The organism is Aeromonas sp. Y289-2 (genome assembly GCF_027705925.1).
Classification (GTDB): Bacteria; Pseudomonadota; Gammaproteobacteria; order Enterobacterales; family Aeromonadaceae; genus Aeromonas; species Aeromonas veronii.
Genome location: NZ_JAPDCH010000004.1, coordinates 264,197 through 289,041, shown reverse-complemented (window position 1 = coordinate 289,041; position 24,845 = coordinate 264,197). Strand labels below are relative to the sequence as shown.

Genomic DNA, 24,845 nt, shown 5'->3' with positions numbered 1-24,845 from the left:
CCTTGTCAGGGGGCGTGGCGGCGGGAGCGGGAACTCCCGTGCGCCAGCAGGTAAATCAGGTACGCAATACCGGCCGTTTCATCAGCCCTGAGGATACGCGCCAGAGCGCGCCACTCGATGGGCGGGCCAGAATAGTGCAGTGCAAAACAGGCTCGCTCGAGTGCGGCGAGTGCGTTGCCGAGCCGATTATGCCCAGCGTCGGGCAGCTGGCCTAATTGATAATAGGAGACCTGCCAGCGCAAGGTCGCCCATCGGATCAGTGCCTTGCGACTAGCATCCGGCTGGTGTCGGGCAAGGGCACGTTGCAGTTGATAGAAGGCGCGCCAGCGGGGCCAGTGGCGCCATAGCGCACGCAGCGTTATGGCCAGCACGACCCACCAAAGGCTCTCTCGCAGTGCCACCTGCGATGTCTGCTGATCAGGTTGCCGATTTGTCGTTGCCTGAAACGTCAGCGTGATGGCTGGGAGGTTGGCCTGCTCAATCCGGCCGCTTTGGGTATTAAACCAGGGCAGATCAATGGGGGGCAGCTGGTAGTCACCGCTCTGCTCCGCAACCAGAGTCTGGCGCCACTGTCGCTCAAACAGCAGCTTGCCATCTCGGTAACGCTCCTGCTGTTGCTCGCCATCGGGATGTGCCTGTATGCCGCTTGGCAGTTGATGGGCCATCAGGGGGGCAAGCTGTATCTGGCCGCTGTCACCATTCTCCATGGTTAGGGTGAGGATCCGGATCAGCGGTTCACCCACTTCCCCCGTGGTGGCCGGTTCAAGACGCTGGCTCAGGGTCAGCCGGGTGGCCACCGGCGTGGCGGGGGCTTTGTCGACCCGAACCTCGAGTGGTGCCGCGCGGGCCGAGAGTTTTTGCGGCTTGCTCCCTTGCTGCGTGAGCTGCCCCTGCAAGCGGGGTGAGTCGAGGTACCAGAGTCCCGGCGCTTTTGCCTGAATAAGCCAGCTGCGGGTGAGCCTGCCGGGCAGACCTGCCTGAGCGGGTGCGATCCACTCGTCGCTTCCGAGGCGACGGATGGTGAAGTGGGCAGAGCTGAGCTCGCTCAGGGCCGGGTTTTGCATGCTGGTAGGTAGCCACAGTGTCAGCCGGTAGATCACCGGCTGGCCGGGATAGAGCGGGCCCTGATGCTCAAGGCTGGCCTGCATCTCGAGGGGCGAGGGGGCTGCGGGTTGCGGCAGCGCCGCTGTTTTCACCTCTCTCAATGGCAGGGTGAGCGAGGGGGTAAACTCATTTCCCAGCTTGAGCGGGGCAATCACCACCTTTGTATTCGCGGGTGAGTCGCTCTGGTGCAGCGGGATCTGCCAGCGAGTCAGTTGCTGTACCGGGGTCGTGACCCGGCTCATGGTCACTCTGCCCACTGCAAACTGGCGCAGTAGGGGGGTGATCTCCAGTTCGCTGCTCTGGCGCTCGCCATCCGCTTCGATGATCAGCAGCCAATCGCTGGGGTCGGCCCCCGGCAGCAGCTCTGCCCGAGGGGGCAAAGCCCAGCAAAGTGGACTCGCAAGTGCGAGCAACAGCCCCCATCCTGCCCGTGTCACCAGGGCTCCTCCACCTTGATAAGGTCCCGGCGCAGCGCCTCTTTGCGCAGTCGCTGCTCCAGCAGCAACACAGGGGGAGAGGGTGGCAAGGGCTTGGCTGCTGCCTGCTGTTCAGCGGATGGTTCGGGCTGCTTGCTGCTGTTGCTATCGGGTGCAGCGGCCGCACCGCCTTGCAACAGAGATAGGTTATAGAGCGCATCTTCATGGCCGGGTTCAAGCGCCAGAGCGGCCAGATAGGCCTCTTTGGCGGCCGCAAACTCCCCCAGTTGCAGCAGGGCATTGCCGCGGTTGTAGTGGGCGGTGGCGCTCGTCGCTTCCTGATAGGCTGCGATGGCTTGCCGGTAGGCACCAGCCCGATACCAGGCGTTGCCGCGCCAGACTGGATCGTTGAAGGTGCGGGCAGCCCGCTGAAAATCCCCCTCTTGATAAGCCTGCATCGCTTGTAGATCTCCCTTCTCTGCTGCTTGCAGATCTTGCGGCGCAAGCAGCTGAATTCCCACCATCAGCGCCACCATCAACCGGGCGCCGACTCTGGCCAGCAAGGCGAGCGGTAACAAGGGGATTAGCAACCAGGGGCCAAGATCCAGTGGCGCCGGGGTGAGGGCCGAGGTCGTGGTGGGGAGGGGAGCAAAGTGGGGGGTGTTTCTGCCAAGCCACTGCAGCTCACCGCCGAGGCGATTGGCCAGTGCGGCAATGGCCTGACTATCGGGGGTGGGCAACTGCGCGGGCATGCGGGTGGCAAACCCCAACTCACTGGCCGGAATGGCGGGCATGGGGGCCGGTTGACCGCTGCTGGCAAGCAGAATATCGAGGCGTGCCGACTGGGTGTCGCGGCAAAGAAGGCGTTGCTGGCAGGGCCACAGGGCGGCGATTTGGGTCATCTGATTCTGGGTGAGGTCGTCGGTGATCAGCAGCAGACGGGCTTGTTCTCCAGGGGCCAGCTGCTTCATGGCAAGTTCCACCGCCCGTGCCGGGTTGCTGCCCTGCAACGGCATGATATCGGGGCGCAAGTCGGGTAGTAGCAGCGAAAGGGCCTGATGATCCCGGGTTGGCGGCATGGCGAGGTAGGCATCGCCCGCGTAGAGGATCAGCGCAATGCGCTCGCCCTTGGCGCGGCTCAGCAGCTGCTGTAATTGCCATCTGACCCGGGTTGCCCGATCCGGTTTGAGATCGGTGGCGGTCATCGAGCGTGACAGGTCCAGTAGCCAGATATCTAGCGGTGCTGCAGGCTGCTGTTGTAGCTCACCGCGCAGTGCCGGTCCACTCAGGGCCAAAATGACGGGTAGGGTTGCCAGCCAGAGCCAGAGATGTTGAGGACGGGATGCTGGCAGCAGATAAGCCTGCATCGCAGGTGCGAGCAGCGGGGGCTGGCGACGACGGCGCCACCCTTGCCAGAGCCAGGGGATGAGTGCGATCAGCCACAGAGGGCGGAGCAAGATCAGCTCCATCTGCGCGCGCCTCGTGCCAGCCAGTTACGCACCATGCGAAACTCCAGTCTGCCGTGCCCTGATGGCAAAAGCAGCAAGCCACAAAGCAGTGCCAATGGCCAGGGGTAGAGCTCGATCACCGGCTGGTACTGGGCAATCGGCATGGGGGCAGGTTCAAGGGCATTGAGAGTCGCATTGATGGCATCGAGATCGCTTTGGGTTCGCGCCCTGAAATAGCGCCCCTGTCCTGTTTTTGCCAGCTCTTTCAGGAGCGGTTCGTCCAGTTCGCTGCTGGGATCGGCCTGACCGCTGCCCGCCTCATCGTAGGGTTGGATAAAGGTATCGGGATCGGCCCCGACCCCCAGCGTGTAGATCCTTATTCCCTGTGCCGCGGCGAGTTTGGCCTCCTGCAGCGGGTCGGCATTGCCTGCGGTATTGCGGCCATCAGTGACCAGCAGCAGGGCGGTGGGGCGACCCGGATCTCCATGCTGACGTGCCAGCTGGATGGCTTCGCCAAGGGCGGTGGTTCGGCCGACCAGATCAAAATCGAGCTCGTCGCTCAAGGTCAACAGCGCCGGGATCTCCTGAGTAAGGGGAGAGAGCAGGTAGGCGTGATCGGCAAATACGATGAGGCCCACTCTGTCTCCGGCCCGTTTGGCGATCAGCGCCTTGATCTGCTGGCGCACCGCCGTTAGCCGTGCTTGCTGCTCGCCGTTATCGAGCATATCCGGGGTACGCATGCTGTCTGACAGATCCACCGCCAGCAGCAGATCCCGACTCCCCTCATATTTGATCACCGGTTCCCCCCACCACTGGGGGCGGCAGAGGGCGAGGATAAGGGCGCACCAGAGCAGCATGGCGCGCCAGAGCGGCAATCCGGCCTGAGGGCGCAGCAGCGCAAACCCGGGATGAGCCAGATAACCGCGGCGCAGGGGCGGCAAGCCGAAGCGCACCAGCAAGGGCAGCACCAGCGCCAGCGCAAACCAGGGCCAAGCCAGGATCATGGATGCCTCCGCGCGACTTTACGCCCAGAGCGGGGGGAGCGTTGCAAGAAGAGGGTTTGACCCCAGCGGCGATAATGTTGCCGAAGCTGTTCGCACTGCTCGCGAGTCGGGTTCTGGCTGCCATAGAGCCAACTGCTCCAGTGAGACGAGAACTGGCTAAAATCGCTGCCACCGTGACGATCAACGAAGGCGAGCCACGCCTCTCCCTGAAGCTGGCGCGCCTCGGGCCAGCGTTGCAATGCTTCATGACGCAGGGCCTCCTGTATGCGTGCCACCAGCAGTGCCGGATCTCCCTCCAGCTGACGACACCAGCGGCGGTAACGTATCACCCTCTTGGCAATCAGGACGATCAGCAGCAGCAATAACGCTGTGATCAATAGCCACAGTAGCGCCTGCACTCTGGGATCAAGACTCTGTTCAATCAGATCTGGCCCCGGGTGGATGTCGCGCATCAGGGCGGCCAGCGGCGGAGTGATGGCCTCGGAGGCTGGACTGGCGCTGTCGAGTTCGGCTGGGGAGATCATCCCTGATGACATAACCCCTCCTGCCACTGCTGTTGCAGCGTCTGGTTGTTATCGAGCAGATAGAGGCGCTGCACCAATGGCAACAGCAACTGCTTGCCGTGGGCCAGTTGCTGTTCGGCAGCTTGCTGGTAGCGGCGGGAGAAACCGGCATGGCCCCCATCCAGCCAGCCCTGATAGTGCTGCCCTGGCCGATCGATAGCCACTGGCAGCTGGCCGTCAGGGGGAAGGGCTGCCTCGAGGGGGTCACGGATCTGCCAGTAGTGAATATCGTGGCGCCGGGACAGCAGTTGCAATTGCTGACAGAGCGCCGACTCGCAGGGTCTGTGATCGGTGATGATCGTCAGCTTGGCTGCGTGAGGCAGCTTCACGCCGGACAAGGTGTCGGCCAGTGAGTGAGAAAGCGCCCGGCGGGCCAGCCCTTGCTGATAGTGATGGCAGAGGGATTCGAGCAGGGGCAGCACGCTGCCGCGCTGGCTCTGGTGATGGGAGATAAGCCCGTGGCAGATCAGGGTGTTGTGCTGCTTCTCCCCTTGCCAGATCAAGGCTGCCGCCAGCTCGCAGGCGAGGCGCGCCTTGAGCTGCAGCGTGGAGCCGAAATACATGGCGGGAGAGAGATCGAGCAGCAGCCAGTGCGCCTGATCCAGCTCCTCGCTATAGAGGCGGGTATAAGGACGACCGAGGCGCGCCGTCACTCGCCAGTCGATATGGCGTACCTCGTCACCAGCCTGATAGGCGCGCAGCTCGCGAAACGTGAGTCCGGGAGAGCGGCCCGGTTTGCCGCGTTCGCTGCTGCTTCTGCCTGCGTGAGGTGGCTTCCTGGCCTTGGCCCAGAGCCGGATATTGAGCAGCCGTGGCAGCGACAGGGCGATATCGGGATGGAGCTCCGGCGTTAGGGACATGGCACCTGATCCAGCAGTTGGGCGATCAGGATATCGTTATCCAGATTGTCGGCCAGTGCCTGATAGCTGGGAATAAGGCGGTGGCGCAGCACCGGATAGGCTTGCAGCTGGATATCTTCCGGCAGCACATAATCACGTCCGGCAAGCCAGGCTCGGGCGCGGGCGGAGCGAGCCAGCCCAAGTGTGGCGCGGGGGCTGGCCCCTACGGCAATCAGTGGCTCAAGGGCAGGGCACAGGCCGCTGCCCGGGCGAGTGGCGCAGACCAGCTCCACCAGATAGTGCTCCAGTCTGCTTTGCATGGTCACCGCCAGCACTTCGTTGCGAGCACCTTGCAAGGTGGTTTGGCTCAGAGTCACTGGTGCCGCGCCAAGCTGTTCGCCGCTGGCGTTGAGCTGCAAGATGGCGAGCTCCATGGTGGGGCTCGGGTAGTCCACCATCAACTTGAGCAAAAAACGGTCGAGCTGAGCCTCCGGCAGGGGATAGGTCCCCTCCTGCTCGATGGGATTCTGGGTAGCGGCCACCATAAAGAGAGGCGGCAGCCGCCAGCTCTTTTTGCCCACGGTTATCTGGTGTTCGGCCATGGCTTCCAGCAGCGCTGATTGCACCTTGGCTGGCGCCCGGTTGATCTCGTCTGCCAGCACCAGATGGTTGAAGAGGGGGCCTGGCTGGAAAACAAAACTGGCATCCTGCGGGTGAAACACCTCGCTGCCGGTGAGATCGGCGGGAAGCAGGTCGGGGGTAAACTGGATACGGGCAAAGCGCCCTTCGACGGCGCCAGCGAGCGCCTTGACGGCGCGGGTTTTGGCCAGCCCGGGAGCCCCTTCGATTAACACATGTCCTTCACATAACAGGGCAATCAGGAGCCCTTCTATTAGCTCCTCCTGCCCCAGGATCTGACTGCCAAGATAGTCCCTAAGTGCTCTGAACTCCGCCGCTGCCATGCGATAAACCCGTTGTTTTTATGGAAGTTGATCTTTTTATACTCCAGTTGCTTCCCAAGGGCGAGCAAAGGGGCCTTGCCGCGCTTAATTTAGTTTCAATCAGCTGTATGAAACTTGTGATTGGATTGTTAAGATGTGGCGCAATGAGGTCAGACCTCTGCCTTTTAAACCAAGGAGCCAGGATGAAACAGCCATTGAAACTGACGACTCGCCAGGGCGAACGGATTGCCGTCGTGGCGGGGCTGCGTACCCCCTTTGCCAAGCAGGCCACCGCCTTTCATGGCGTGCCTGCAGTCGATCTCGGCAAACTGGTGGTGAGCGAGATGCTTGCCCGTACCGATCTCGATCCCACCCTTATCGACCAGCTGGTGTTTGGTCAGGTGGTTCAGATGCCGGAAGCCCCCAATATTGCTCGCGAGATCGTGCTCGGTACCGGCATGAGCGTCAATACCGATGCCTATAGCGTCTCCCGCGCCTGCGCCACCAGTTTTCAGGCGGTGGCAAACGTCACCGAATCCATCATGGCCGGTACCGTAGACATCGCCATCGCTGGCGGCGCTGACTCCTCCTCCGTGCTGCCCATCGGGGTGAGCAAGAAGCTGGCCCGCGCCCTGGTGGATCTCAACAAGGCGCGCAATCTGCAGCAGCGCTTCAACATTTTGCGCCAGTTGCGGGTCAAGGATCTGCTGCCGGTGCCGCCTGCGGTGGCGGAATATTCGACCGGTCTCTCCATGGGACAGACCGCCGAGCAGATGGCCAAGAGTCACCAGATCAGCCGCGAGGCGCAAGATGCGCTGGCTCATCGCTCCCACACTCTGGCCGCACAGGCTTGGGCCGATGGCAAGCTCAGTGGCGAGGTGTTTACCGCCCATGTACCGCCCTACAAGTCACCGCTCGAGCGGGACAACAATATCCGTGAAAGCTCGGACTTGGCGAGTTACGCCAAGCTCAAGCCGGTTTTTGACCGGGTCCATGGCACAGTGACTGCGGCCAACGCCACGCCGCTGACCGATGGCGCCGCCGCAGTGTTGCTGATGCGCGAAGGTCGCGCGAAAGAGCTTGGCCTCGAACCGCTTGGTTATATCCGCAGCTTCGCCTTCTCGGCCATTGATGTGTGGCAGGACATGCTGATGGGGCCCTCCTATGCCACGCCGTTGGCGCTGGACAGAGCCGGTATCACGCTCGGTGATCTGACCCTGATCGACATGCACGAAGCCTTTGCCGCCCAGACCCTGGCCAACCTCAAGATGTTTGCCAGCCACGAGTTTGCCCGTGACAAGCTGGGCCGCGATCAGGCCATCGGCGAGGTGGACATGGAGAAGTTCAATGTCCTCGGTGGTTCGCTGGCCTATGGCCACCCCTTTGCCGCGACCGGTGCGCGGATGATCACCCAGACCCTGCACGAGCTGCGTCGTCGCGGTGGGGGATTGGGGCTCAACACCGCCTGTGCGGCGGGCGGATTGGGCGTGGCTATGGTGTTGGAGGTTGAATGATGAACGCTAAGACTTTTTCCCTGGATGTTCGCAAAGATGGCATCGGCATCCTCACCATGGATGTGCCGGGCGAGAGCATGAATACCCTCAAGGCCGCCTTTGTCGAGGAGATCCGCTCTGTACTGGACGAGGTAAAACGCAACAAGGATTTGATCGGGCTGGTGATCACCTCCGGCAAGAAGGACTCCTTCATCGCCGGCGCTGATATCACCATGCTGGCCGCTTGCACCAGTGCCAAGGATGCCGAGACCCTGTCGCGAGAAGGGCAGGAGATCTTTGCCGAGATCGAGGGGCTGACCATTCCGGTGATCGCCGCCATTCACGGCCCCTGCCTCGGAGGAGGGCTGGAGTTGGCGCTGGCCTGTCATGGTCGGGTGGTGACCGAGCACGGTAAAACCGTGCTGGGATTGCCGGAAGTGCAGCTCGGTCTGCTGCCGGGCTCTGGCGGTACCCAGCGTCTGCCGCGCCTTATCGGGGTGGCCAAGGCGCTGGATCTGATGCTGACCGGCAAGCAGGTTCGTGCTAAACAAGCCAAGAAATTGGGGCTGGTGGACGATGTGGTGCCGCCGTCAATCTTGCTGGATGCTGCCATCAAGCTGGCCAAGAAGGGCAAACCGCGCCATCAGTTGAAACGGGATCTGCAGGGCAAGGTGCTGGAGACCAACAAGCTGGGCCGCAAGGTGCTGTTCGATCAGGCCAGCAAGGGGGTGAAAGCCAAGACCCGTGGTAACTACCCGGCGCCGGAGCGGATCCTGGACGTTGTGCGCATCGGTGTGGAGGAGGGGATGAAGGCCGGTTTGGCCGCCGAATCCCGTCACTTTGGCGAGTTGGTGATGACGGCTGAGTCCGCCGCCCTGCGTTCCATCTTCTTTGCCACCACCGAGATGAAGAAAGAGGTCACCTATCAGGGAGCCGCGCCGCGCAAGGTGGCCCATGCCGCCGTGCTGGGTGGTGGTCTGATGGGGGGCGGCATTGCGTTCGTCACCGCTACCAAGGCGGGCGTGCCGGTGCGGATCAAGGATGTGGCAAGCGCCGGGATCGGCAATGCCATGCGCTACAGCTATGACATTCTGGCCAAGAAGCTCAAGCGCCGTCACATCCTGCGCAGCGAATTGGAAAAGCAGATGAGCCTGTTGACCGGTACCCTCGATTACTCCGGTTTCCACCGGGTCGATATGGTGGTGGAGGCGGTGTTTGAAGATCTCAATCTCAAACACCAGATGGTGAAGGACGTGGAGCGTGAGTGCGGTGAGTACACAGTGTTTGCCTCCAACACCTCTTCCTTGCCCATTAACCAGATTGCGGCAGAGGCGGCGCACCCGGAGCGAGTCGTGGGGCTGCACTACTTCAGCCCGGTGGACAAGATGCCCCTGGCGGAGATCATCCCCCACGCTGGTACCAGTGCCGAGACGGTCGCCACCACTCTGGCCTTTGCCCGTGCTCAGGGTAAAACGCCTATCGTGGTGAAGGACGAAGCCGGTTTCTACGTCAATCGCATCCTTGCCCCCTACATGAATGAAGCGGCGCGACTGGTGCTGGAAGGGGAGCCGGTGGAGGTGCTCGATAGCGCGCTGCTGGACTTTGGCTTCCCGGTTGGCCCCATCACCTTGCTGGACGAGGTGGGGATCGATGTGGGCGCCAAGATCTCCCCCATTCTCGAGAAAGAGCTGGGCGGCGAGCAGTTCCAGGCGCCCAAGGCGTTCGACAAGCTGCTGCAAAATGATCGCAAGGGACGCAAGAACGGCAAGGGCTTCTACCTCTATGGCAAGGCGGCACCGCGTAACAAGCTGACCGGCAAAGAGGGCAAGAAGACGGTGGACGAGAGCGTCTATGGCGTGCTCGGCATCAAGCCTTCTGCCAAGCTGGCCCGTCAGGAGATCGCCGAGCGCTGCGTGCTGCTGATGCTCAACGAAGCGGCGATGGCGCTGGATAGCGGTGTGGTGGCCTCGGCTCGTGATGGCGATATCGGTGCCATCTTCGGCATCGGTTTCCCGCCCTTCCTCGGCGGCCCGTTCCGTTATATGGACACGCTCGGGATCGATCATCTGGTTGGCCGTCTGGAGTATTACCAGAAGCGCCACGGTGACCGGTTTGCTCCCTGTGCCCGCCTCAAAGCGATGGCCGCAGAGCAGCAGACCTTCTACTGATAACCGCTGCAGAGCGACTGCAAGGCAAAGAGGCCCGCAACACATGCGGGCCTCTTTCTATGTTGTGGTTTGTTCCGGTTGTGCTGCGATGATGCAGGCAGAGGTAAACGCTGATAAAAAACGGCCCACCGAAGTGGGCCGTAGAGATATCACGTCACGGATCAGATCCCCGGTTTGCGCTCCGGGCAGCGGCCAATAATATCGGGTGGCAGTTCACCGTTGTCCTGCTCCAGCACTACATCAAACCCCCACAGCTGATGCAGGTGTTTGAGCACCTCATGGCGTGAGTCGCCAAGGGGGATGCGGTTGTGGGGCACATAGCGCAGGGTAAGGGAGCGATCCCCCTTCACGGCGACGTTGTAGACCTGAATATTGGGCTCCAGATTGCTGAGGTTGTATTGGGCCGACAGGGTATTGCGCACCTGACGGTACCCCTCGTCATTGTGGATGGCGGAGACCTTCAGATAGTTCTTCAGATCGTCGTCATCAATAGCGAACAGCTTCATATCCCGCATCACTTTCGGGCTTAAGAACTGGCTGATAAAGCTCTCGTCCTTGAAGTTCTGCATGGCAAAGTGGAGGGTGTCGACCCAGTTGCTGCCGGCATAGTCGGGGAACCAGTATCTATCTTCCTCGGTCGGGTTCTCGCAGATGCGGCGCAGGTCAGTAAACATGGCAAACCCCAGCGCATAGGGGTTGATCCCCGAGTAGTAGCGGCTGTTGTAAGCAGGTTGATAAACCACGTTGGTGTGGCTATGCAGCACCTCCATCATGAAGCGATCGCTCAGCTTGCCCTCGTCATAGAGGTGGTTGAGGATGGTGTAGTGCCAGAAGGTGGCCCACCCCTCGTTCATCACCTGAGTCTGCTTTTGCGGATAGAAATACTGGCTTATCTTGCGCACGATGCGCACCACTTCCCGCTGCCAGGGCTCCAGCAAGGGGGCATTCTTCTCGATAAAGTAGAGAATGTTCTCCTGGGGTTCGGCGGGGTAGCGCCTGTCCTCCACACCAGCGGTTTTATGCTGCTTGGGCAGGGTTCGCCACAGCTCGTTGACCTGAGTCTGCAGATAATCTTCCCGCGCCTTCTGACGCCGCTTCTCCTCGGCCATCGAGATCTTCTGGGGACGCTTGTAGCGATCCACCCCGAAGTTCATCAGGGCATGGCAGGAGTCGAGCAGCTGTTCCACCGCCTCGATGCCATGCTTCTCTTCGCACTGGGTGATGTAGTTCTTGGCGAACAGCAGGTAGTCGATGATGGAGGAGGCATCGGTCCAGGCCTTGAACAGGTAGTTGTTCTTGAAGAAGGAGTTATGACCGTAGCAGGCGTGGGCCATCACCAGCGCCTGCATCGGCATGGTGTTCTCCTCCATCAGGTAGGCGATGCAGGGATCGGAGTTGATGACGATCTCGTAGGCCAGTCCCATCTGGCCGCGCTTGTAGTTGCGCTCGGTATGGATAAAGCGCTTGCCGAACGACCAGTGTTGATAGCCGATGGGCATGCCGACGCTGGAGTAGGCATCCATCATCTGTTCGGCGGTGATCACCTCGATCTGGTTGGGGTAGGTGTCCAGCTTGTAGAAACGGGCGACCCGGGCGATCTCCTGGTGATAGGTCTCCAGCAGATCGAAGTTCCAGTCTGGTCCGTCATCCAGTGGCGCTACACGTTTTTCTGTTTCGATCATGTGACCTCCTCACGCCGCTTGTTTCTTGAACAGCTCGCGGAACACCGGATAGATATCCTCGACTTTGCGAATGTGCTCCATCGCAAAGTGGGGGAACTGGCTGGCTACCGACTCATATTCGTGCCACAGGGTCTGGTGGGCACGGGTGGTGATCTCGATGTAGGAGTAGTACCGTACCCTTGGCATGATGTCCCGCGCCAGGATCTCCCTGCATTGCGGTGAGTCATCAGCCCAGTTGTCACCGTCAGATGCCTGCGCCGCATAGATGTTCCACTGGTTGGCGGGGTAACGCTCGTTGATGATGTCGTTCATCATCTTGAGGGCGCTGGAGACAATCGTGCCGCCTGTCTCCTGGGAGTAGAAGAACTCGTGCTCGTCCACCTCCTTGGCCTGGGTGTGGTGGCGGATGTAGACCACCTCAACGTTCTTGTAGGTCCGGCTGAGGAACAGATAGAGCAGGATATAGAAACGCTTGGCCATCTCCTTGGTGGCCTGATCCATGGAGCCCGAGACGTCCATCAGACAGAACATCACCGCTTGGCTGGAGGGGACGGGCCGTTTGACGAAGTTGTTGAACTTGAGATCGAAGGTGTCAATAAACGGCACCGCATCGATCCGTCGTTTCAGCTCCCTGATCTCCTTCTCGAGCAGGGCGATTTCGGCAAAGTGCTCGTTGGGATCGGCGGCCAGCAGAGTCAGCCTATCTTCCAGTTCATGCAGTTGGCGTTTCTTGCCCGCTTGCAACGCCATTCGCCGCGCCAGCGAATTTTGCAGCGAGCGCACCACGTTGATGTTGGCGGGCACCCCATTTGAGGTGTAGCCCGCCCGATAGGTTTTGACCTCCATCAGCTGATTGAGCTGGGTTTTCTGCAGCCTGGGCAGCTCCAGATCTTCAAACAGCAGATCGAGATACTCATCCTTGGAGATCTGGAACACGAAATCATCGGCCCCTTCCCCCTGATTGGATGCCTGTCCCTCGCCGGAACCCTGTCCGCCCCCCCCTCCTTTGGGGCGGTCAATCTTGTCGCCGGAGACGAACTGATCATTGCCGGGATGCACCATCTCCCGTTTACCGCCGTGCCCCTGATGAAAATGGGGCTCGCCGATATCCTTGGTCGGGATGCTGATGCTCTCGCCCTTGTCTACGTCCTGAATGCTGCGCTTGGAGACAGCATCCGAGACCGCTTGTTTTATCTGCTTCTTGTAGCGGCGGATGAAGCGCTGCCGATTGACAGCGCTTTTGTTTTTGCCGTTGAGCCTGCGGTCGATAAAATGCGCCATAACTCCCCCTTGAACAGTCAGGGTCAGGATGACTTGCGTACCCTGAGATACCATTCGGAGAGCAGTCGCACCTGTTTGCGGGTGTAGCCTTTCTCCATCATCCGTTCGACAAAGTTATCGTGCTTCTTCTGCTCCTCGGCCGAGGTTTTGCTGTTGAAGGAGATAACCGGCAGCAGCTCTTCCGTGTTGGAGAACATCTTCTTCTCGATCACGGTGCGAAGCTTCTCGTAACTGGTCCAGTTGGGGTTACGGCCTGCATTGTTGGCCCGGGCACGCAGCACGAAGTTGACGATTTCGTTACGGAAATCTTTCGGGTTGCTGATCCCGGCGGGTTTTTCAATTTTCTCCAGCTCGCTGTTGAGAGACGCTCTGTCAAACAGCTGGCCGGTTTCGGGGTCACGGTACTCCTGATCCTGGATCCAGAAGTCGGCGTAGGTTACGTAGCGATCGAAGATGTTCTGACCGTACTCGGAGTAGGACTCGAGATAGGCGGTCTGGATCTCCTTGCCGATGAACTCCACATAACGCGGAGTCAGATAACCCTTGATGAACTCAAGGTAGCGATCGTGCAGCTCTTGCGGGAACTGCTCGCGCTCGATCTGCTGCTCCAGCACATAGAAGAGATGCACCGGGTTGGCGGCCACTTCCGCGTGGTCGAAGTTGAAGACGCGGGAGAGGATCTTGAACGCAAAGCGAGTAGAGAGACCATTCATCCCCTCGTCCACACCGGCGTAGTCGCGATACTCCTGATAGCTCTTCGCCTTGGGATCGGTGTCTTTCAGGCTCTCGCCATCATAGACCCGCATCTTGGAGTAGATGCTGGAGTTTTCCGGCTCTTTCAACCGTGACAGTACCGAGAACTGGCCCAGCAGCTCGAGGGTGCCCGGAGCGCATTTGGCCTCGGTCAATTCGCTGTTGATCAGCAGTTTCTCGTAGATCTTCACCTCTTCGGAGACTCGCAGGCAGTAAGGCACCTTGACGATGTAGACCCGGTCGAGGAAGGCCTCGTTGTTCTTGTTGTTGCGGAACTGCTGCCACTCGGATTCGTTGGAGTGAGCCAGCAAAATGCCGTCAAAGGGGAGGGCTGAGAGCCCTTCGGTACCGTTGTAGTTCCCCTCCTGAGTTGCAGTCAGCAGCGGGTGCAGCACCTTGATGGGGGCCTTGAACATCTCCACAAACTCCATCACCCCCTGGTTCGCTTTACACAGCGCACCTGAGTAGGAGTAGGCATCTGCGTCATCCTGGGCGAAGTGCTCCAGCATGCGGATGTCGACCTTGCCGACCAGTGAGGAGATGTCCTGGTTGTTGTCATCGCCCGGCTCGGTTTTGGCAATGGCGATTTGATCGAGGATGGAAGGATTGACCTTCTCCACCTTGAACTTGGTGATGTCGCCGCCAAACTCGTGCAGACGTTTGGCCACCCAGGGGGACATGATGGGGCGCAGATAACGGCGCGGGATGCCGTACTCTTTTTCCAGGATCTCCCCATCCTCTTCGATGTCGAACAGGCAGAAGGGGTGATCGTTGACCGGTGAGCCCTTGATGCGATAGATGGGCACCTTCTGCATCAGGGATTTGAGTTTCTCTGCCAGCGAGGATTTACCGCCGCCAACGGGGCCCAGCAGATAGAGGATCTGTTTCTTCTCCTCCAGCCCTTGGGCGGAGTGTTTGAGGTAGGAGACGATCTGTTCGATGGCCTCTTCCATCCCGTAGAAATCCTTGAAGGCGGGATAGCGTGCCACGACACGGTTGGAGAAGAGTCGGCTCAGTCTGGGGTTGGCTGAGGTGTCTACCATCTCCGGCTCACCAATGGCGGTCAGCAGACGTTCGGCTGCGGAGGCGTAGCAGGCTTTGTCCTGCTTACACATATCCAGGAACTCCTGGATGGTATATTCCTCTTCTCTCGCTTTTTCATATCGCTGTTGGTAATGCTCGAATATGCCCATAACTTTGCCCTCGTTATAGTCGCTTACCCTGAAAAAAGTGGATGACTGCTTTTGTGTTGTGCGCTTTTAAAGCCTAGTCAACAGACTCCAGTAATCCATCACGGTTGATAGGTTAAATTCTGAAGAAACCTGCCCGATCCTTGTGCGGGGAGGGTCAGTCAACAACACCGCTATGTTACTGACTGTTAAATTATTTTTGCCACGATAGTGAGGTAAATGTCAAAGACATAAAAAATAAATGTTTATGGGAAAGAGGGAACTTATTGCGAAAAGATTAAGGGGTTTGACGAAAGGCAATGGGGCTGCGGGTTGGCGGGGTTATGGATGAGAATGTCATTACGTGAACGTCAACGTAAATCACTTTGTTTGGAGTTTTGGCTCTAATTTTTACATTGACGCTACATTTTGAGTGCCATAGATTGGCGATGTGTGAGCAGCAAGACGCTTTAGCAAGAGAGTTGACTGTTGCCTCACCAAGCTCTGTTTAAGCACGTTTCCGTTGGCTTGACCCTCGCAACCGCGAGGGTCTTCTTTTTCTGCGTCTGTAAACGCTTGTTTCTGCTGGTGGCTATTGACGCCGCCAGCACTCATCTAGCAAGGGTAGGCTTGTTGCACTGCCGCCAGGACGCGGGCAAACGGGTACGCGGCCAACTGGCCTGCGCCCGCCAGCGATTTGGCCTTGACCCGGCTGGTCAGCGGTGTGGCGATACCGCACAAAAAACGGGCCAGGACACGCGCATCCACCGAACCTGTCTTGGCAATCAGCGGATCGCACCAGGCGCGGATCCCCGCCTCGTTTGGCATGGCCAGTTGGGGTAGGGGAGGGAGATGTGCTACCTCGCCGCGACAAACCGAACAGTGGCCACAATGAACCGGCGCCACCTCATCGGCAAAATAGCGGGCGAGGCGGTGGCTCAGGCACTCACTTGAGGTGAAAAAGTCGAGCATGGCTTGCAGTCTTGCCAGCTCGCTCTGCTCTTTTTGCAGGAACAGGGCGTGCAGGGCTTTTGCTTCCTGCTCGTTGTCCCACCCCTGACTGTTGATCCGGTAGACCTCGGTCATCTGTTTGCTTTCAAGCTCGATCCAGCCTTGCTGCTGCAGGTAGTCGAGCGCCGCAACCGCCCGCTGTCGCTCCCCCTGATAGCCCTGCCAGAGGGCGTCAAAGTCCATGGTGCACCAACTGCGCGCTTGCGGGGCGCAGGCGAACAGTTGCTCCAGAAACTGGCGACGATCCGGATTGAAGCGGCTCACTATCTCGCCTTTATCCAGCACAAACTTGAAGCGGTAATCGGCGTAGTAGCTGTAGGCCGGGGTGATGATGCCTGCCATCTCCAGATAGACCAGCAGGGTTTTAAGGGGCAACTGGCGGATATTGGTGTCGTTGGAGAGGCGCAGCAGGGTGAATTCCCACTCGCTTCCACTCTGCTTGATGATGGCAAGAAGTTGGAGAATGGCACTCAAATCCGGCGTATCGCCGTAGACGAAGTTCTCCAGCACCGGCAGCTGGCTCTGGTTGGCCAACACGATACAGCGCGATGGTTGGCCATCCCGTCCGGCGCGGCCAATCTCCTGGCTGTAGTTCTCGATGGATTTGGGCAGATCGTAGTGAATGACCCGCCGGATATCCGCTTTGTCGATCCCCATGCCAAAGGCGATGGTGGCGACGATGCAGTCCACCTTGCCCGCCATGAAGTCGTGCTGGATTTGACTGCGCAGCGCCGAGTCGAGTCCGGCATGATAGGCGCGGGCGTTGATCCCTTCTCTAACGAGTTGTTCGGTGCAGGCTTCGGCGGTGTGTTGCAAGGTGACGTAGACGATGGTGGGGGCCGCCGGATCGTTGGCCAACTCTTGCGCGAGCCAGCCATCCCGCGCGTCGGGCGACAGGGGAATGACCGCCAGATCAAGATTGGGGCGGTAGAAACCGGTGACCACGACCCCCTCCGGCGCGATGCCGAATTTGGTCTGCATATCCTGAATAACCGCCGGTGTGGCGGTGGCCGTCAGCAGCAACACCTGCGGGATCTTCAGGTCATGGCGATAGCTCGGCAGCTTGAGGTAGTCGGGGCGAAAGTTGTGGCCCCACTCCGAGATACAGTGTGCCTCATCGACGACCAGCAGCGAGAGCGGCACTTGCTGGATAAAGCGGCGAAAGCGCTCGTTCTTGAGTCGCTCCACCGAGATCATCAGGATCTTGAGCTGGCCATCCAGCGCCTGCTGCATCACTCGTCGGCTCTCCTCCGGGCTCTGGCTTGAGTCGAGGGTAGCGGCGCTTATTCCCTTGCTTTTGAGGAAGGCGAGTTGATCGTGCATCAGCGCCAGCAGCGGCGAGATAACCAGGGTCAGGTGAGGTAGGGCGAGGGCAGGCAGTTGATAACAGAGCGACTTGCCGGAGCCGGTGGGAAAGATGGCGGCGGCACTCTGACCAGCCAGTACCCGGCTGATCACCGCTTCTTGACCTGGCCTGAGTGCGGAGAAACCAAAATATTGGTTGAGCAGGGATGGGATCATGGCAAGGCTCCGCGGCAAATGGGGGATGATAGCACAGCGATGCCGGTCACGGGTGACACAGGAATGGTCGTGAGGGTAAGGGCAGAGAGTGTCGATAAAACGTACAAAAATGGGTGGTTGCGCTGTGGTTAAGGTTTTGTTGCGGTTTTTTGTGATGGAAACGGGATATTTTTTGGTGAGTCTCTGGAAAAAAAAGATGGTGAATGGGATATTCCGTCATGCAATCCGGTGACTGGCGGATCGGCCCGACAGAAGGCTGGCCACAGACACCACATCCGGGCGACAGGGGTCTCCCGATGAGTGGTTGCAGACAGGACTCATGATTCATGCACTACGGTGCTTAGGGACTTTTTTGATGACACAACAACACCCCCTCCTTCGGCTGGTCAATAGCACCAGCCTGGTCAGCCAGATCCTGGTTGGTCTGGTATTCGGTATCTTGCTGGCACTGTTTGCGCCCGAGTGGGCGAAAACGGCAGGTCTGCTCGGCAGTCTGTTCGTTGGTGCACTGAAAGCGGTAGCCCCGCTGCTGGTATTCGTACTGGTGATGGCGGCCATCATTGGTCACAAACAGGGTCAGAAGACCAATATTCGCCCGCTGCTGGCGCTCTATCTGTTTGGTACCTTCTCTGCGGCCGTGGTCGCGGTGATTGCCAGCTTCCTGTTCCCCTCCAACCTCCATCTGGTGGCCAATACTGCCGAGATCACCCCGCCAGGCGGGATCACCGAGGTGCTGCAGACCCTGCTGTTCAACGTGGTGACCAACCCGGTCAAGGCGCTGATGGATGCCAACTATATCGGGATCCTGGCGTGGGCCATCGGTCTGGGTATCGCCATGCGCCATGCCAACGAGAGCACCAAGGCGCTCATCACTGACCTGTCTCACGGTGTCTCCGCCATCGTGAAAGCGGTGATCCGCTGTGCTCCGCTCGGGATCCTGGGTCTGGTTGCCTCCACTCTAGCTGAGACCGGCTTCGATGCCCTGTTTGGCTATGCTCAACTGCTGGTGGTGCTGATCGGCTGCATGCTGTTTATCGCCTTTGTGGTCAACCCGTTGATCGTCTTCTGGAAGATCAAGCGCAACCCCTATCCGCTGGTGCTGACTTGCCTGAAAGAGAGTGGTGTAACTGCCTTCTTTACCCGCAGCTCTGCGGCCAATATCCCGGTCAACATGGCGCTGTGTGAAAAATTGCGTCTGCCGGAGGATACCTATGCGGTCTCCATTCCGCTGGGTGCCACCATCAACATGGCGGGTGCGGCCATCACCATCACTGTGCTCGCCATGGCGGCGGTACATACCCTGGGGATGGAAGTGGACATGGCAACGGCTGTGCTGCTCTCCGTGGTTGCCACCGTCAGCGCCTGTGGCGCGTCCGGTGTCGCCGGTGGCTCCTTGCTGCTGATCCCGCTGGCCTGTAGCCTGTTTGGTATCAGCAACGACATCGCCATGCAGGTGGTGGCCGTCGGCTTTATCATCGGTGTGCTGCAGGATTCTGCCGAGACAGCCCTTAACAGCTCCACCGACGTGCTGTTCACCGCCGCAGCGTGCATGGCCGAAGATGAAACCTTGCTGGATGTGGCTCCGGTATCGAGCCGCGAAGCCTGATCTCGCAACGGTCAGTTTCGCAACACACTTGCGCCCTCTTCGGAGGGCGCTTTTTATTGTCGGCTTTGCTCTCTTTTCCTCTTTGATCAATCTCATTGGCTGATGTGCCGGACATTCTGTCGCCCTTGTCCAGGGCGCTGCCTTATCTTTATCCCTTTGAGTTGTGCTTACTCCCTCTGTTGTGCGTTACACATCTTTGTCTGTTCTGCTAACAGCCAATTGCTATGGCTTACCCCAGACCTTCAAGACAATCACAGCATCACAGCATCACAGCATCACAGAAGAATGGAGGTGGCTGGCTGCGGCAGATGAACCCGTCCTATCAGACACGCCATCATGGTTTGGTGAGGGGGAGTAAACGTGTTGGCGATATTGAGCTGCGGGCATGGGGGTCATGTTGATACCCGACGTGCTCAGTCATGGCGCTGGTGAGCATGCAGACAGCCAACAGAGTGAGAGGAGTAATAAGGAGAGAGAAGGGTAATCGCGGAGGCACAGATTGCAGAGATAAAAAAGCCAGCCGACTATTCGGCTGGCTTTTTGCTATCAGCGGCAGGTAGGGGATTAACCGACCAGCTGATAAAGGATGGCGGAGATGGCGATCATCCCCATCACAGCGACAAATACGTTGCTGATATGACCCTGATACTTCGCCATGGCCGGTACGCGCTTGATGGCGTACATCGGCATGATGAACAGGATGGTAGCGATGATCGGGCCGCCCAAGGATTCAATCATGCCCAGGATGGAGGGGTTGGCAATGGCAGTGCCCCACAGGGTCAGGATGAAGAAGGCGATGATGAACATCTCGACTTTCTTGGCGTTCGGCTCTTTGCCTGACTTGCGCATGTTCTGCACGATCATCCCTTTCAGACCTTCACGGGCACCCAGATAGTGGCCGAAGAAGGAGGAGACGATGGCCACGAACGCAACCAACGGACCGAAGTAGGAGATGATGGGGCTGGCATGCTGGTTGGCCAGATAGGAGAGCACGGCGATGTTCTGAGCCTTGGCTTCCGCCAGCTGGGCCGGAGTCAGGCTCATGACGCAGGAGAAGACGAAGAACATCACGAAGCCCAGCAGCACCATGGCGGTACGCTTGAGGATGGCATCGGCTTTCTCGACAGCCTTATCACCGTGGTCGCGGCGCTGAGCCAGGGAGAAGCTGGAGATGGCCGGGCTGTGGTTGAAGGAGAAGACCAGTACCGGGATGGTCAGCCACAGGGTAGTGGCGAAATCCTTGGCAGAGGGCACTTGCTCCAGCGCGGCACCGGTCCAGTCCGGAATGAGGTACAAAGAGATACCGGCCAGAATGGCGATCAGCGGATAAACCAGCAGCTCGGTCACTTTCAGCATCAACTTTTCACCGGCCAGCATCACTGACATCATGCCCATGATCAGCACGATGGAGAGGATCCAGCGCGGCGGGGCACTCATCTGCAGCTGGTTGACCATGAAGCTTTCCACGGTGTTGGTGATACCCACGCCGTAGATCAGCACGATGGGGTAGATGGCGAAGAAGTAGAGCAGGGTGATTAATTTACCGGCACCCACGCCAAAGTGCTCTTCCACCACTTCGGTGATGTCTGCATTTGGCTTTTTGGAGGAGAGCACGAAGCGGGCCAGACCACGGTGGGCAAGATAGGTCATGGGACCTACCAGCAGCGCCATGACGACCAGCGGCCAGAAACCGCCCATACCCGCGTTGATCGGCAGGAACAGGATCCCCGCGCCAACCGCGGTCCCGAACAGACTGATGACCCAGGTAGAGTCGCGTTTTTCCCAACGAGTGGTTTGAGTAGAGCTGATCCCTTGCTCTGTTGACGCCGCAACTCCCTGCGTGCCAGTGACTGTGTTTGACATCTATCTCACCCCGAATGTGTGGTTCTTATTAAGTCGGCGCAAGGATACGGTTTTTCTAATCAAAAATGTTGATCAAATTCATCTTTACGGCACGAAAAACCGCACTTTCTTATGGAAATGTGATCAAAACAAGAAAAATTCAATTATTGTTTATCAATTGGCACGTTATTTTAGTGTTAATGATTAAATCTCGCTCAGCCAAATGTAGGTAAATTGTTATTTTGCGAGATGCTGGGCTAGCTGGTTGATCATGCTGGCGGTAGCCCCCCAGATAAAGTGCTGTTGCCAGGGGATCCAGTAGATGGTATGCGCTTTCCCCCCTCTGGAAAGGGTCAGGGGGATGTGGTTGCGCCGATCCAGCAGATGGGTCAGCGGCACTTCGAAGGCGTGATCCACCTCATCCGGACTCAGGATGAGGGGATAGTTGCCATCGAGCAGCCCCAGCACCGGCAGTACCTCGAATCGTGACACCGTATTGAGCGGGTTGAGGGTGCCGATCACTTCAATCAGCCGTGCCGGAATGCCGAGCTCCTCTTCGGTCTCCCGCAGCGCCGTGGCAATCAGGTTCTCGTCGCCGGGATCCTGTCGCCCGCCGGGGAAGCTGATCTGCCCTCCATGATGACGCAGCCGGGGGCTGCGCCGGGTCAATAACACGCTGAGCCCCTCATCGCGCATCACCACCGGGATCAACACCGCGGCCGGACTGAGCCCGCCAATGGCGAGGCGATGGGCCGGGGCGGGTCGCTGCAACTGGAAGCGGGTCAGCAGTTCGTGGCGATCCATGGCGGGGAGCTCTCCTGTGCGTTGACCTGACAGTGGGGAGGGTTACAGCGCCGACAGCGGCGGCAGGATGCGGGCGACCTTGTCATAGGTCTCCTGATATTCGCTGTCGGCGTCGGAGTCGGCGATGATGCCACCACCGGCCCAGCAGTGCAGGCGACCCGCTTCGGCGATCAAAGTGCGAATGCAGATGCTGGTATCCATCCGGCCATGCTGGCTGAGGTAGCCGATGCTGCCGCAATAGGCATTGCGGCGTTGGGGCTCCAGCTCTTCGATGATCTCCATGGCGCGGATCTTGGGGGCGCCTGTGATGGAGCCACCAGGGAAACAGGCGCGCAGCAGATCGACCCCTTGCCAGCGTGCATCCAACTCACCATGGATGGTGGAGACCAGATGATGTACCGCTGGAAACGACTCCACCGCAAACAGATGAGGCACGCTGACCGAACCCGGCCGGCTGACCCGACCGATGTCGTTGCGCAGCAGATCAACGATCATCAGATTCTCTGATCTGTCCTTGTCCGCCTGCGCCAATTCCTGCGCGACTTGTCGATCGGTCGCCGGATCGGGGTGGCGAGGGCGAGTGCCCTTGATGGGTTTGGTTTCGATATGACGGCCATCGAGCAGCAGGAACCGCTCGGGAGAGAGGCTCAGCAGCGCGCTCTCCGGCAGGCGGATAAAGGCAGAGAAGGGGGCCTTGTTGGCGGTTGCCAGCAGGCAATAGGCCTGCCACTCATCCCCCTGATAGGGGGCGCTGAAACGCTGGGTCAGGTTGATCTGGTAGCAATCCCCCGCGGCAAGGTATGCCTGAATGCGGGCAAACTTCTCGCCATAATCGGCGCGGCTCATATTGCTCTGCCACGCCCCCAGCAAGGCAAAAGCGGGGGCCGGTTTGGCCTGCTGCTGTTCAAGCCAGGCCAGCCGGTTGGCAAGGCCTGCTTTATCCCCCCAGTGCACCAGCTGCCAGTCGCCGGTCGCCACATTGCGCAGCAGCGCCCAGTCGTAGATGCCCACCGCCATGTCTGGCACCGCGATATCGGCGGCGGCCTGCACCGGCAGTCGCTCAAAGCGGCGGCCCAGATCATAGCCAAACAGGCCGAGGGCGCCGCCAATAAAGGGCAGGTGAGTGGCACACAAATCCAGCTCCCCCAGCAGCTGTTGCTGGGTATGGGCCAGCAGGGCGAGGGGATCTTCGTGGTGTTTGCTGATATTCGCCCCGACACGCAGAGTGGTCACTTCGCCGCGGGTTTTGAGGGTCGCCAGCGGATCGGCAGTGATGATATCAAAGCTGTTATCGGCGCCGAGTGGTCCCGCCGATTCCAGCAACATGGCCCACGGCTGATGTTGCAGGCGGGCAAAAAGCTGATGGAGTTCAGCACTATGGTCTAGATGATGGATATGAAGTGTTGGCGTCATTTTATGTTACACAGGCAACAGTTTGGTTCCCGAACCCTAGTCGGTGCTGGTGGGCAAGCGTATCATAGGTGTCGGTGACTTAAGAAAAAACTGCCGTGTCGTTCGTTTTTTGTTGGTTGATAGTTTTTAGCCAGCACGTCAGCACGGCCCATCATATGGAAGCCCTTGCCCTGCTCCGTGGTAGAGACAAGGACCAGTGAGGATGATATGAGCATTATAAAAAAACAGGATTTCATCGATTCTATCGCAGATGCCCTCCAGTACATCTCCTATTACCACCCGTTGGATTTTGTTCAGGCTGCCAAAGCGGCGTATGACCGCGAGGCCAACCCGGCTGCCAAAGATGCGCTGGCCCAGATCCTGATCAACTCCCGCATGTCCGCCGAAGGTCATCGCCCGCTCTGCCAGGACACCGGCATCGTGACCTGTTTCGTCAAGATTGGCATGCAAGTCCAGTGGGACAGCGACATGACGGTGCAGGAGATGGTGGACGAAGGGACCCGTCGTGCCTATACCAATCCTGACAACCCGCTGCGCGCCTCCGTGCTGGCCGATCCGGCTGGCAGTCGCAAGAATACCAAAGACAACGCCCCTGCCGTGGTCCATATCGACATGATCCCCGGCAACAAGGTGGAAGTGAGCATCGCGGCCAAAGGCGGCGGCTCCGAGAACAAATCCAAGATGGTGATGCTCAACCCCTCTGACGATATCGTCGAGTGGGTACTGAAAACCGTGCCGACCATGGGCGCAGGCTGGTGCCCACCAGGCATGCTGGGCATCGGCATCGGCGGTACCGCCGAGAAAGCGGCGGTGCTGGCCAAAGAGGCCCTGATGGAGCACATCGACATTCAGGAGCTGATCGCCCGTGGCCCGCAAACCACCGAAGAGAAGCTGCGGGTCGAGCTCTACGACAAGGTCAACAAGCTGGGGATCGGTGCCCAGGGTCTGGGCGGCCTCACAACCGTGCTGGATGTGAAGGTGAAATCTGCGCCGACTCATGCCGCTTCCAAGCCGGTGGTGATGATCCCCAACTGCGCCGCGACCCGTCACGTTCACTTCGAGCTGGATGGTTCAGGCCCTGCTGAACTGACTCCGCCGAAACTGAGTGACTGGCCGGAGATCACCCGTGAAGCGGGTGGCAACGTGCGCCGCGTCAACGTCGATGGCATCACCAAGGCCGAGCTGGCCAGCTGGAAGAGCGGTGATACCGTGCTGCTCTCCGGCAAGATCCTGACCGGTCGCGACGCCGCCCACAAGCGTATCGCCGACATGCTGAAAAATGGCGAAGGGCTGCCTGAAGGGGTCGATTTCACCAACCGCTTCATCTATTACGTTGGCCCGGTCGATGCGGTGCGTGACGAAGTAGTTGGCCCGGCAGGCCCCACCACCTCCACCCGGATGGACAAGTTCACCGACATGATGCTGGGTGAGACTGGCCTTATCGGCATGATCGGCAAATCCGAGCGCGGCCCGAAAACCGTCGAGAGCATCAAGCAGCACAAGGCTGTTTATCTGATGGCCGTTGGTGGCGCCGCCTATCTGGTGGCCAAGGCCATCAAGAAGGCCCGCGTGGTGGCCTTTGCCGATCTCGGCATGGAAGCGATCTACGAGTTTGAAGTGGAAGATATGCCGGTGACCGTTGCGGTCGACTCCGAAGGCAACAATATCCACGAAACCGGCCCGGCCTACTGGTCTGCGAAAATTGCAGAGCTCGATGGCAAACTCTCCTCCTGAGTGACCGTTTCCGCTGCCGGTTAACGGCATCGGCCATGTAAACAAGGCGCGTC

Annotated in this window: 17 protein-coding genes; 4 read left to right on the top strand and 13 right to left on the bottom strand. The window is 59.3% G+C overall.

Features of this window, described 5'->3' with window-relative positions; translation table 11 throughout:
* Positions 1 to 5: 5 nt before the first annotated feature.
* From OKC43_RS09260 to OKC43_RS09235, 6 genes are read right to left on the bottom strand one after another with little or no spacing between them, the layout of a single operon-like run.
* Positions 6 to 1,517 carry a BatD family protein gene (locus OKC43_RS09260; RefSeq protein WP_236271497.1) on the bottom strand — a complete coding sequence of 504 codons (1,512 nt, stop codon included), beginning with the start codon at positions 1,515 to 1,517 and terminating at the stop codon, positions 6 to 8.
* Between the two features lie 20 nt (positions 1,518 to 1,537).
* A complete protein-coding gene (locus tag OKC43_RS09255; RefSeq protein ID WP_236271496.1) occupies positions 1,538 to 2,989 on the bottom strand; it encodes a VWA domain-containing protein in 1,452 nt (483 codons plus the stop codon).
* Positions 2,980 to 3,972, bottom strand: a complete 993-nt coding sequence (locus OKC43_RS09250) for a VWA domain-containing protein (protein ID WP_236271495.1) — start codon at positions 3,970 to 3,972, stop codon at positions 2,980 to 2,982. Before OKC43_RS09250 ends, OKC43_RS09255 begins: the two co-directional genes overlap by 10 nt.
* Entirely contained in the window at positions 3,969 to 4,508 is a 540-nt protein-coding gene (locus OKC43_RS09245) for a DUF4381 domain-containing protein (RefSeq protein ID WP_236271494.1), read from the bottom strand. The genes OKC43_RS09250 and OKC43_RS09245 overlap by 4 nt, the downstream gene beginning before the upstream one ends.
* Positions 4,493 to 5,395, bottom strand: a complete 903-nt coding sequence (locus OKC43_RS09240; protein WP_236271493.1) for a DUF58 domain-containing protein — start codon at positions 5,393 to 5,395, stop codon at positions 4,493 to 4,495. Before OKC43_RS09240 ends, OKC43_RS09245 begins: the two co-directional genes overlap by 16 nt.
* Complete coding sequence (locus OKC43_RS09235) at positions 5,386 to 6,336, bottom strand: AAA family ATPase (protein ID WP_100645910.1); 951 nt, start codon at positions 6,334 to 6,336, stop codon at positions 5,386 to 5,388. Before OKC43_RS09235 ends, OKC43_RS09240 begins: the two co-directional genes overlap by 10 nt.
* 182 nt (positions 6,337 to 6,518) lie before the next feature.
* Here OKC43_RS09235 and fadI point away from each other — a divergent pair, with 182 nt between their 5' ends.
* Positions 6,519 to 7,829, top strand: coding sequence for an acetyl-CoA C-acyltransferase FadI (fadI, locus tag OKC43_RS09230; protein WP_040097048.1), 1,311 nt, complete (start codon positions 6,519 to 6,521; stop codon positions 7,827 to 7,829).
* The gene (fadJ, locus tag OKC43_RS09225; protein WP_236271511.1) at positions 7,829 to 9,976 is read left to right on the top strand and encodes a fatty acid oxidation complex subunit alpha FadJ; all 2,148 of its coding nucleotides are present in this window, start codon (positions 7,829 to 7,831) and stop codon (positions 9,974 to 9,976) included. Before fadI ends, fadJ begins: the two co-directional genes overlap by 1 nt.
* A gap of 161 nt (positions 9,977 to 10,137) precedes the next feature.
* On the opposite strand, the gene OKC43_RS09220 is transcribed toward fadJ, so the two are convergent.
* The 4 genes from OKC43_RS09220 to OKC43_RS09205 form a co-directional block, all read right to left on the bottom strand.
* Positions 10,138 to 11,658, bottom strand: coding sequence for a SpoVR family protein (locus OKC43_RS09220; protein ID WP_236271492.1), 1,521 nt, complete (start codon positions 11,656 to 11,658; stop codon positions 10,138 to 10,140).
* Positions 11,659 to 11,667: 9 nt separating this feature from the next.
* Positions 11,668 to 12,939 carry a YeaH/YhbH family protein gene (locus OKC43_RS09215; RefSeq protein ID WP_019445118.1) on the bottom strand — a complete coding sequence of 424 codons (1,272 nt, stop codon included), beginning with the start codon at positions 12,937 to 12,939 and terminating at the stop codon, positions 11,668 to 11,670.
* A 23-nt stretch (positions 12,940 to 12,962) separates the two neighbouring features.
* Positions 12,963 to 14,885 carry a PrkA family serine protein kinase gene (locus OKC43_RS09210; protein WP_005333223.1) on the bottom strand — a complete coding sequence of 641 codons (1,923 nt, stop codon included), beginning with the start codon at positions 14,883 to 14,885 and terminating at the stop codon, positions 12,963 to 12,965.
* A 591-nt stretch (positions 14,886 to 15,476) separates the two neighbouring features.
* Positions 15,477 to 17,393 carry a RecQ family ATP-dependent DNA helicase gene (locus OKC43_RS09205; protein ID WP_236271491.1) on the bottom strand — a complete coding sequence of 639 codons (1,917 nt, stop codon included), beginning with the start codon at positions 17,391 to 17,393 and terminating at the stop codon, positions 15,477 to 15,479.
* Positions 17,394 to 17,748: 355 nt separating this feature from the next.
* Here OKC43_RS09205 and sstT point away from each other — a divergent pair, with 355 nt between their 5' ends.
* Positions 17,749 to 18,999: a serine/threonine transporter SstT gene (gene sstT / locus OKC43_RS09200; protein ID WP_236271490.1), complete on the top strand. Its 1,251-nt coding sequence runs from the start codon at positions 17,749 to 17,751 to the stop codon at positions 18,997 to 18,999.
* A gap of 564 nt (positions 19,000 to 19,563) precedes the next feature.
* Here sstT and OKC43_RS09195 read toward each other — a convergent pair.
* The 3 genes from OKC43_RS09195 to pabB all read right to left on the bottom strand — a co-directional run bounded on the left by OKC43_RS09195 (position 19,564) and on the right by pabB (position 22,971).
* Positions 19,564 to 20,862, bottom strand: coding sequence for a serine/threonine transporter (locus OKC43_RS09195; protein WP_236271489.1), 1,299 nt, complete (start codon positions 20,860 to 20,862; stop codon positions 19,564 to 19,566).
* Between the two features lie 216 nt (positions 20,863 to 21,078).
* Positions 21,079 to 21,645 carry a CoA pyrophosphatase gene (locus tag OKC43_RS09190; RefSeq protein ID WP_005351753.1) on the bottom strand — a complete coding sequence of 189 codons (567 nt, stop codon included), beginning with the start codon at positions 21,643 to 21,645 and terminating at the stop codon, positions 21,079 to 21,081.
* Between the two features lie 42 nt (positions 21,646 to 21,687).
* Entirely contained in the window at positions 21,688 to 22,971 is a 1,284-nt protein-coding gene (gene pabB / locus OKC43_RS09185; protein ID WP_236271488.1) for an aminodeoxychorismate synthase component I, read from the bottom strand.
* A gap of 294 nt (positions 22,972 to 23,265) precedes the next feature.
* Between pabB and OKC43_RS09180 the strand changes: the two genes are divergently transcribed.
* Positions 23,266 to 24,792 (top strand): fumarate hydratase, encoded by a 1,527-nt coding sequence (locus OKC43_RS09180; RefSeq protein WP_005351759.1) that lies wholly within the window; start codon positions 23,266 to 23,268, stop codon positions 24,790 to 24,792.
* Positions 24,793 to 24,845 lie beyond the last annotated feature (53 nt).

What these genes read in the sequence shown, in the direction of transcription:
- pabB (WP_236271488.1), bottom strand. Translation starts at nt 22,971, where the DNA reads ATGTTGCTGGAATCGGCGGGACCACTCGGCGCCGATAACAGCTTTGAT.
- OKC43_RS09205 (WP_236271491.1), bottom strand. Translation starts at nt 17,393, where the DNA reads ATGATCCCATCCCTGCTCAACCAATATTTTGGTTTCTCCGCACTCAGG.
- OKC43_RS09250 (WP_236271495.1), bottom strand. Translation starts at nt 3,972, where the DNA reads ATGATCCTGGCTTGGCCCTGGTTTGCGCTGGCGCTGGTGCTGCCCTTG.
- OKC43_RS09180 (WP_005351759.1), top strand. Translation starts at nt 23,266, where the DNA reads ATGAGCATTATAAAAAAACAGGATTTCATCGATTCTATCGCAGATGCC.
- fadI (WP_040097048.1), top strand. Translation starts at nt 6,519, where the DNA reads ATGAAACAGCCATTGAAACTGACGACTCGCCAGGGCGAACGGATTGCC.
- OKC43_RS09220 (WP_236271492.1), bottom strand. Translation starts at nt 11,658, where the DNA reads ATGATCGAAACAGAAAAACGTGTAGCGCCACTGGATGACGGACCAGAC.
- OKC43_RS09235 (WP_100645910.1), bottom strand. Translation starts at nt 6,336, where the DNA reads ATGGCAGCGGCGGAGTTCAGAGCACTTAGGGACTATCTTGGCAGTCAG.
- OKC43_RS09195 (WP_236271489.1), bottom strand. Translation starts at nt 20,862, where the DNA reads ATGTCAAACACAGTCACTGGCACGCAGGGAGTTGCGGCGTCAACAGAG.
- OKC43_RS09255 (WP_236271496.1), bottom strand. Translation starts at nt 2,989, where the DNA reads ATGGAGCTGATCTTGCTCCGCCCTCTGTGGCTGATCGCACTCATCCCC.
- OKC43_RS09190 (WP_005351753.1), bottom strand. Translation starts at nt 21,645, where the DNA reads ATGGATCGCCACGAACTGCTGACCCGCTTCCAGTTGCAGCGACCCGCC.
- sstT (WP_236271490.1), top strand. Translation starts at nt 17,749, where the DNA reads ATGACACAACAACACCCCCTCCTTCGGCTGGTCAATAGCACCAGCCTG.
- OKC43_RS09215 (WP_019445118.1), bottom strand. Translation starts at nt 12,939, where the DNA reads ATGGCGCATTTTATCGACCGCAGGCTCAACGGCAAAAACAAAAGCGCT.
- OKC43_RS09210 (WP_005333223.1), bottom strand. Translation starts at nt 14,885, where the DNA reads ATGGGCATATTCGAGCATTACCAACAGCGATATGAAAAAGCGAGAGAA.
- OKC43_RS09245 (WP_236271494.1), bottom strand. Translation starts at nt 4,508, where the DNA reads ATGTCATCAGGGATGATCTCCCCAGCCGAACTCGACAGCGCCAGTCCA.
- fadJ (WP_236271511.1), top strand. Translation starts at nt 7,829, where the DNA reads ATGAACGCTAAGACTTTTTCCCTGGATGTTCGCAAAGATGGCATCGGC.
- OKC43_RS09240 (WP_236271493.1), bottom strand. Translation starts at nt 5,395, where the DNA reads ATGTCCCTAACGCCGGAGCTCCATCCCGATATCGCCCTGTCGCTGCCA.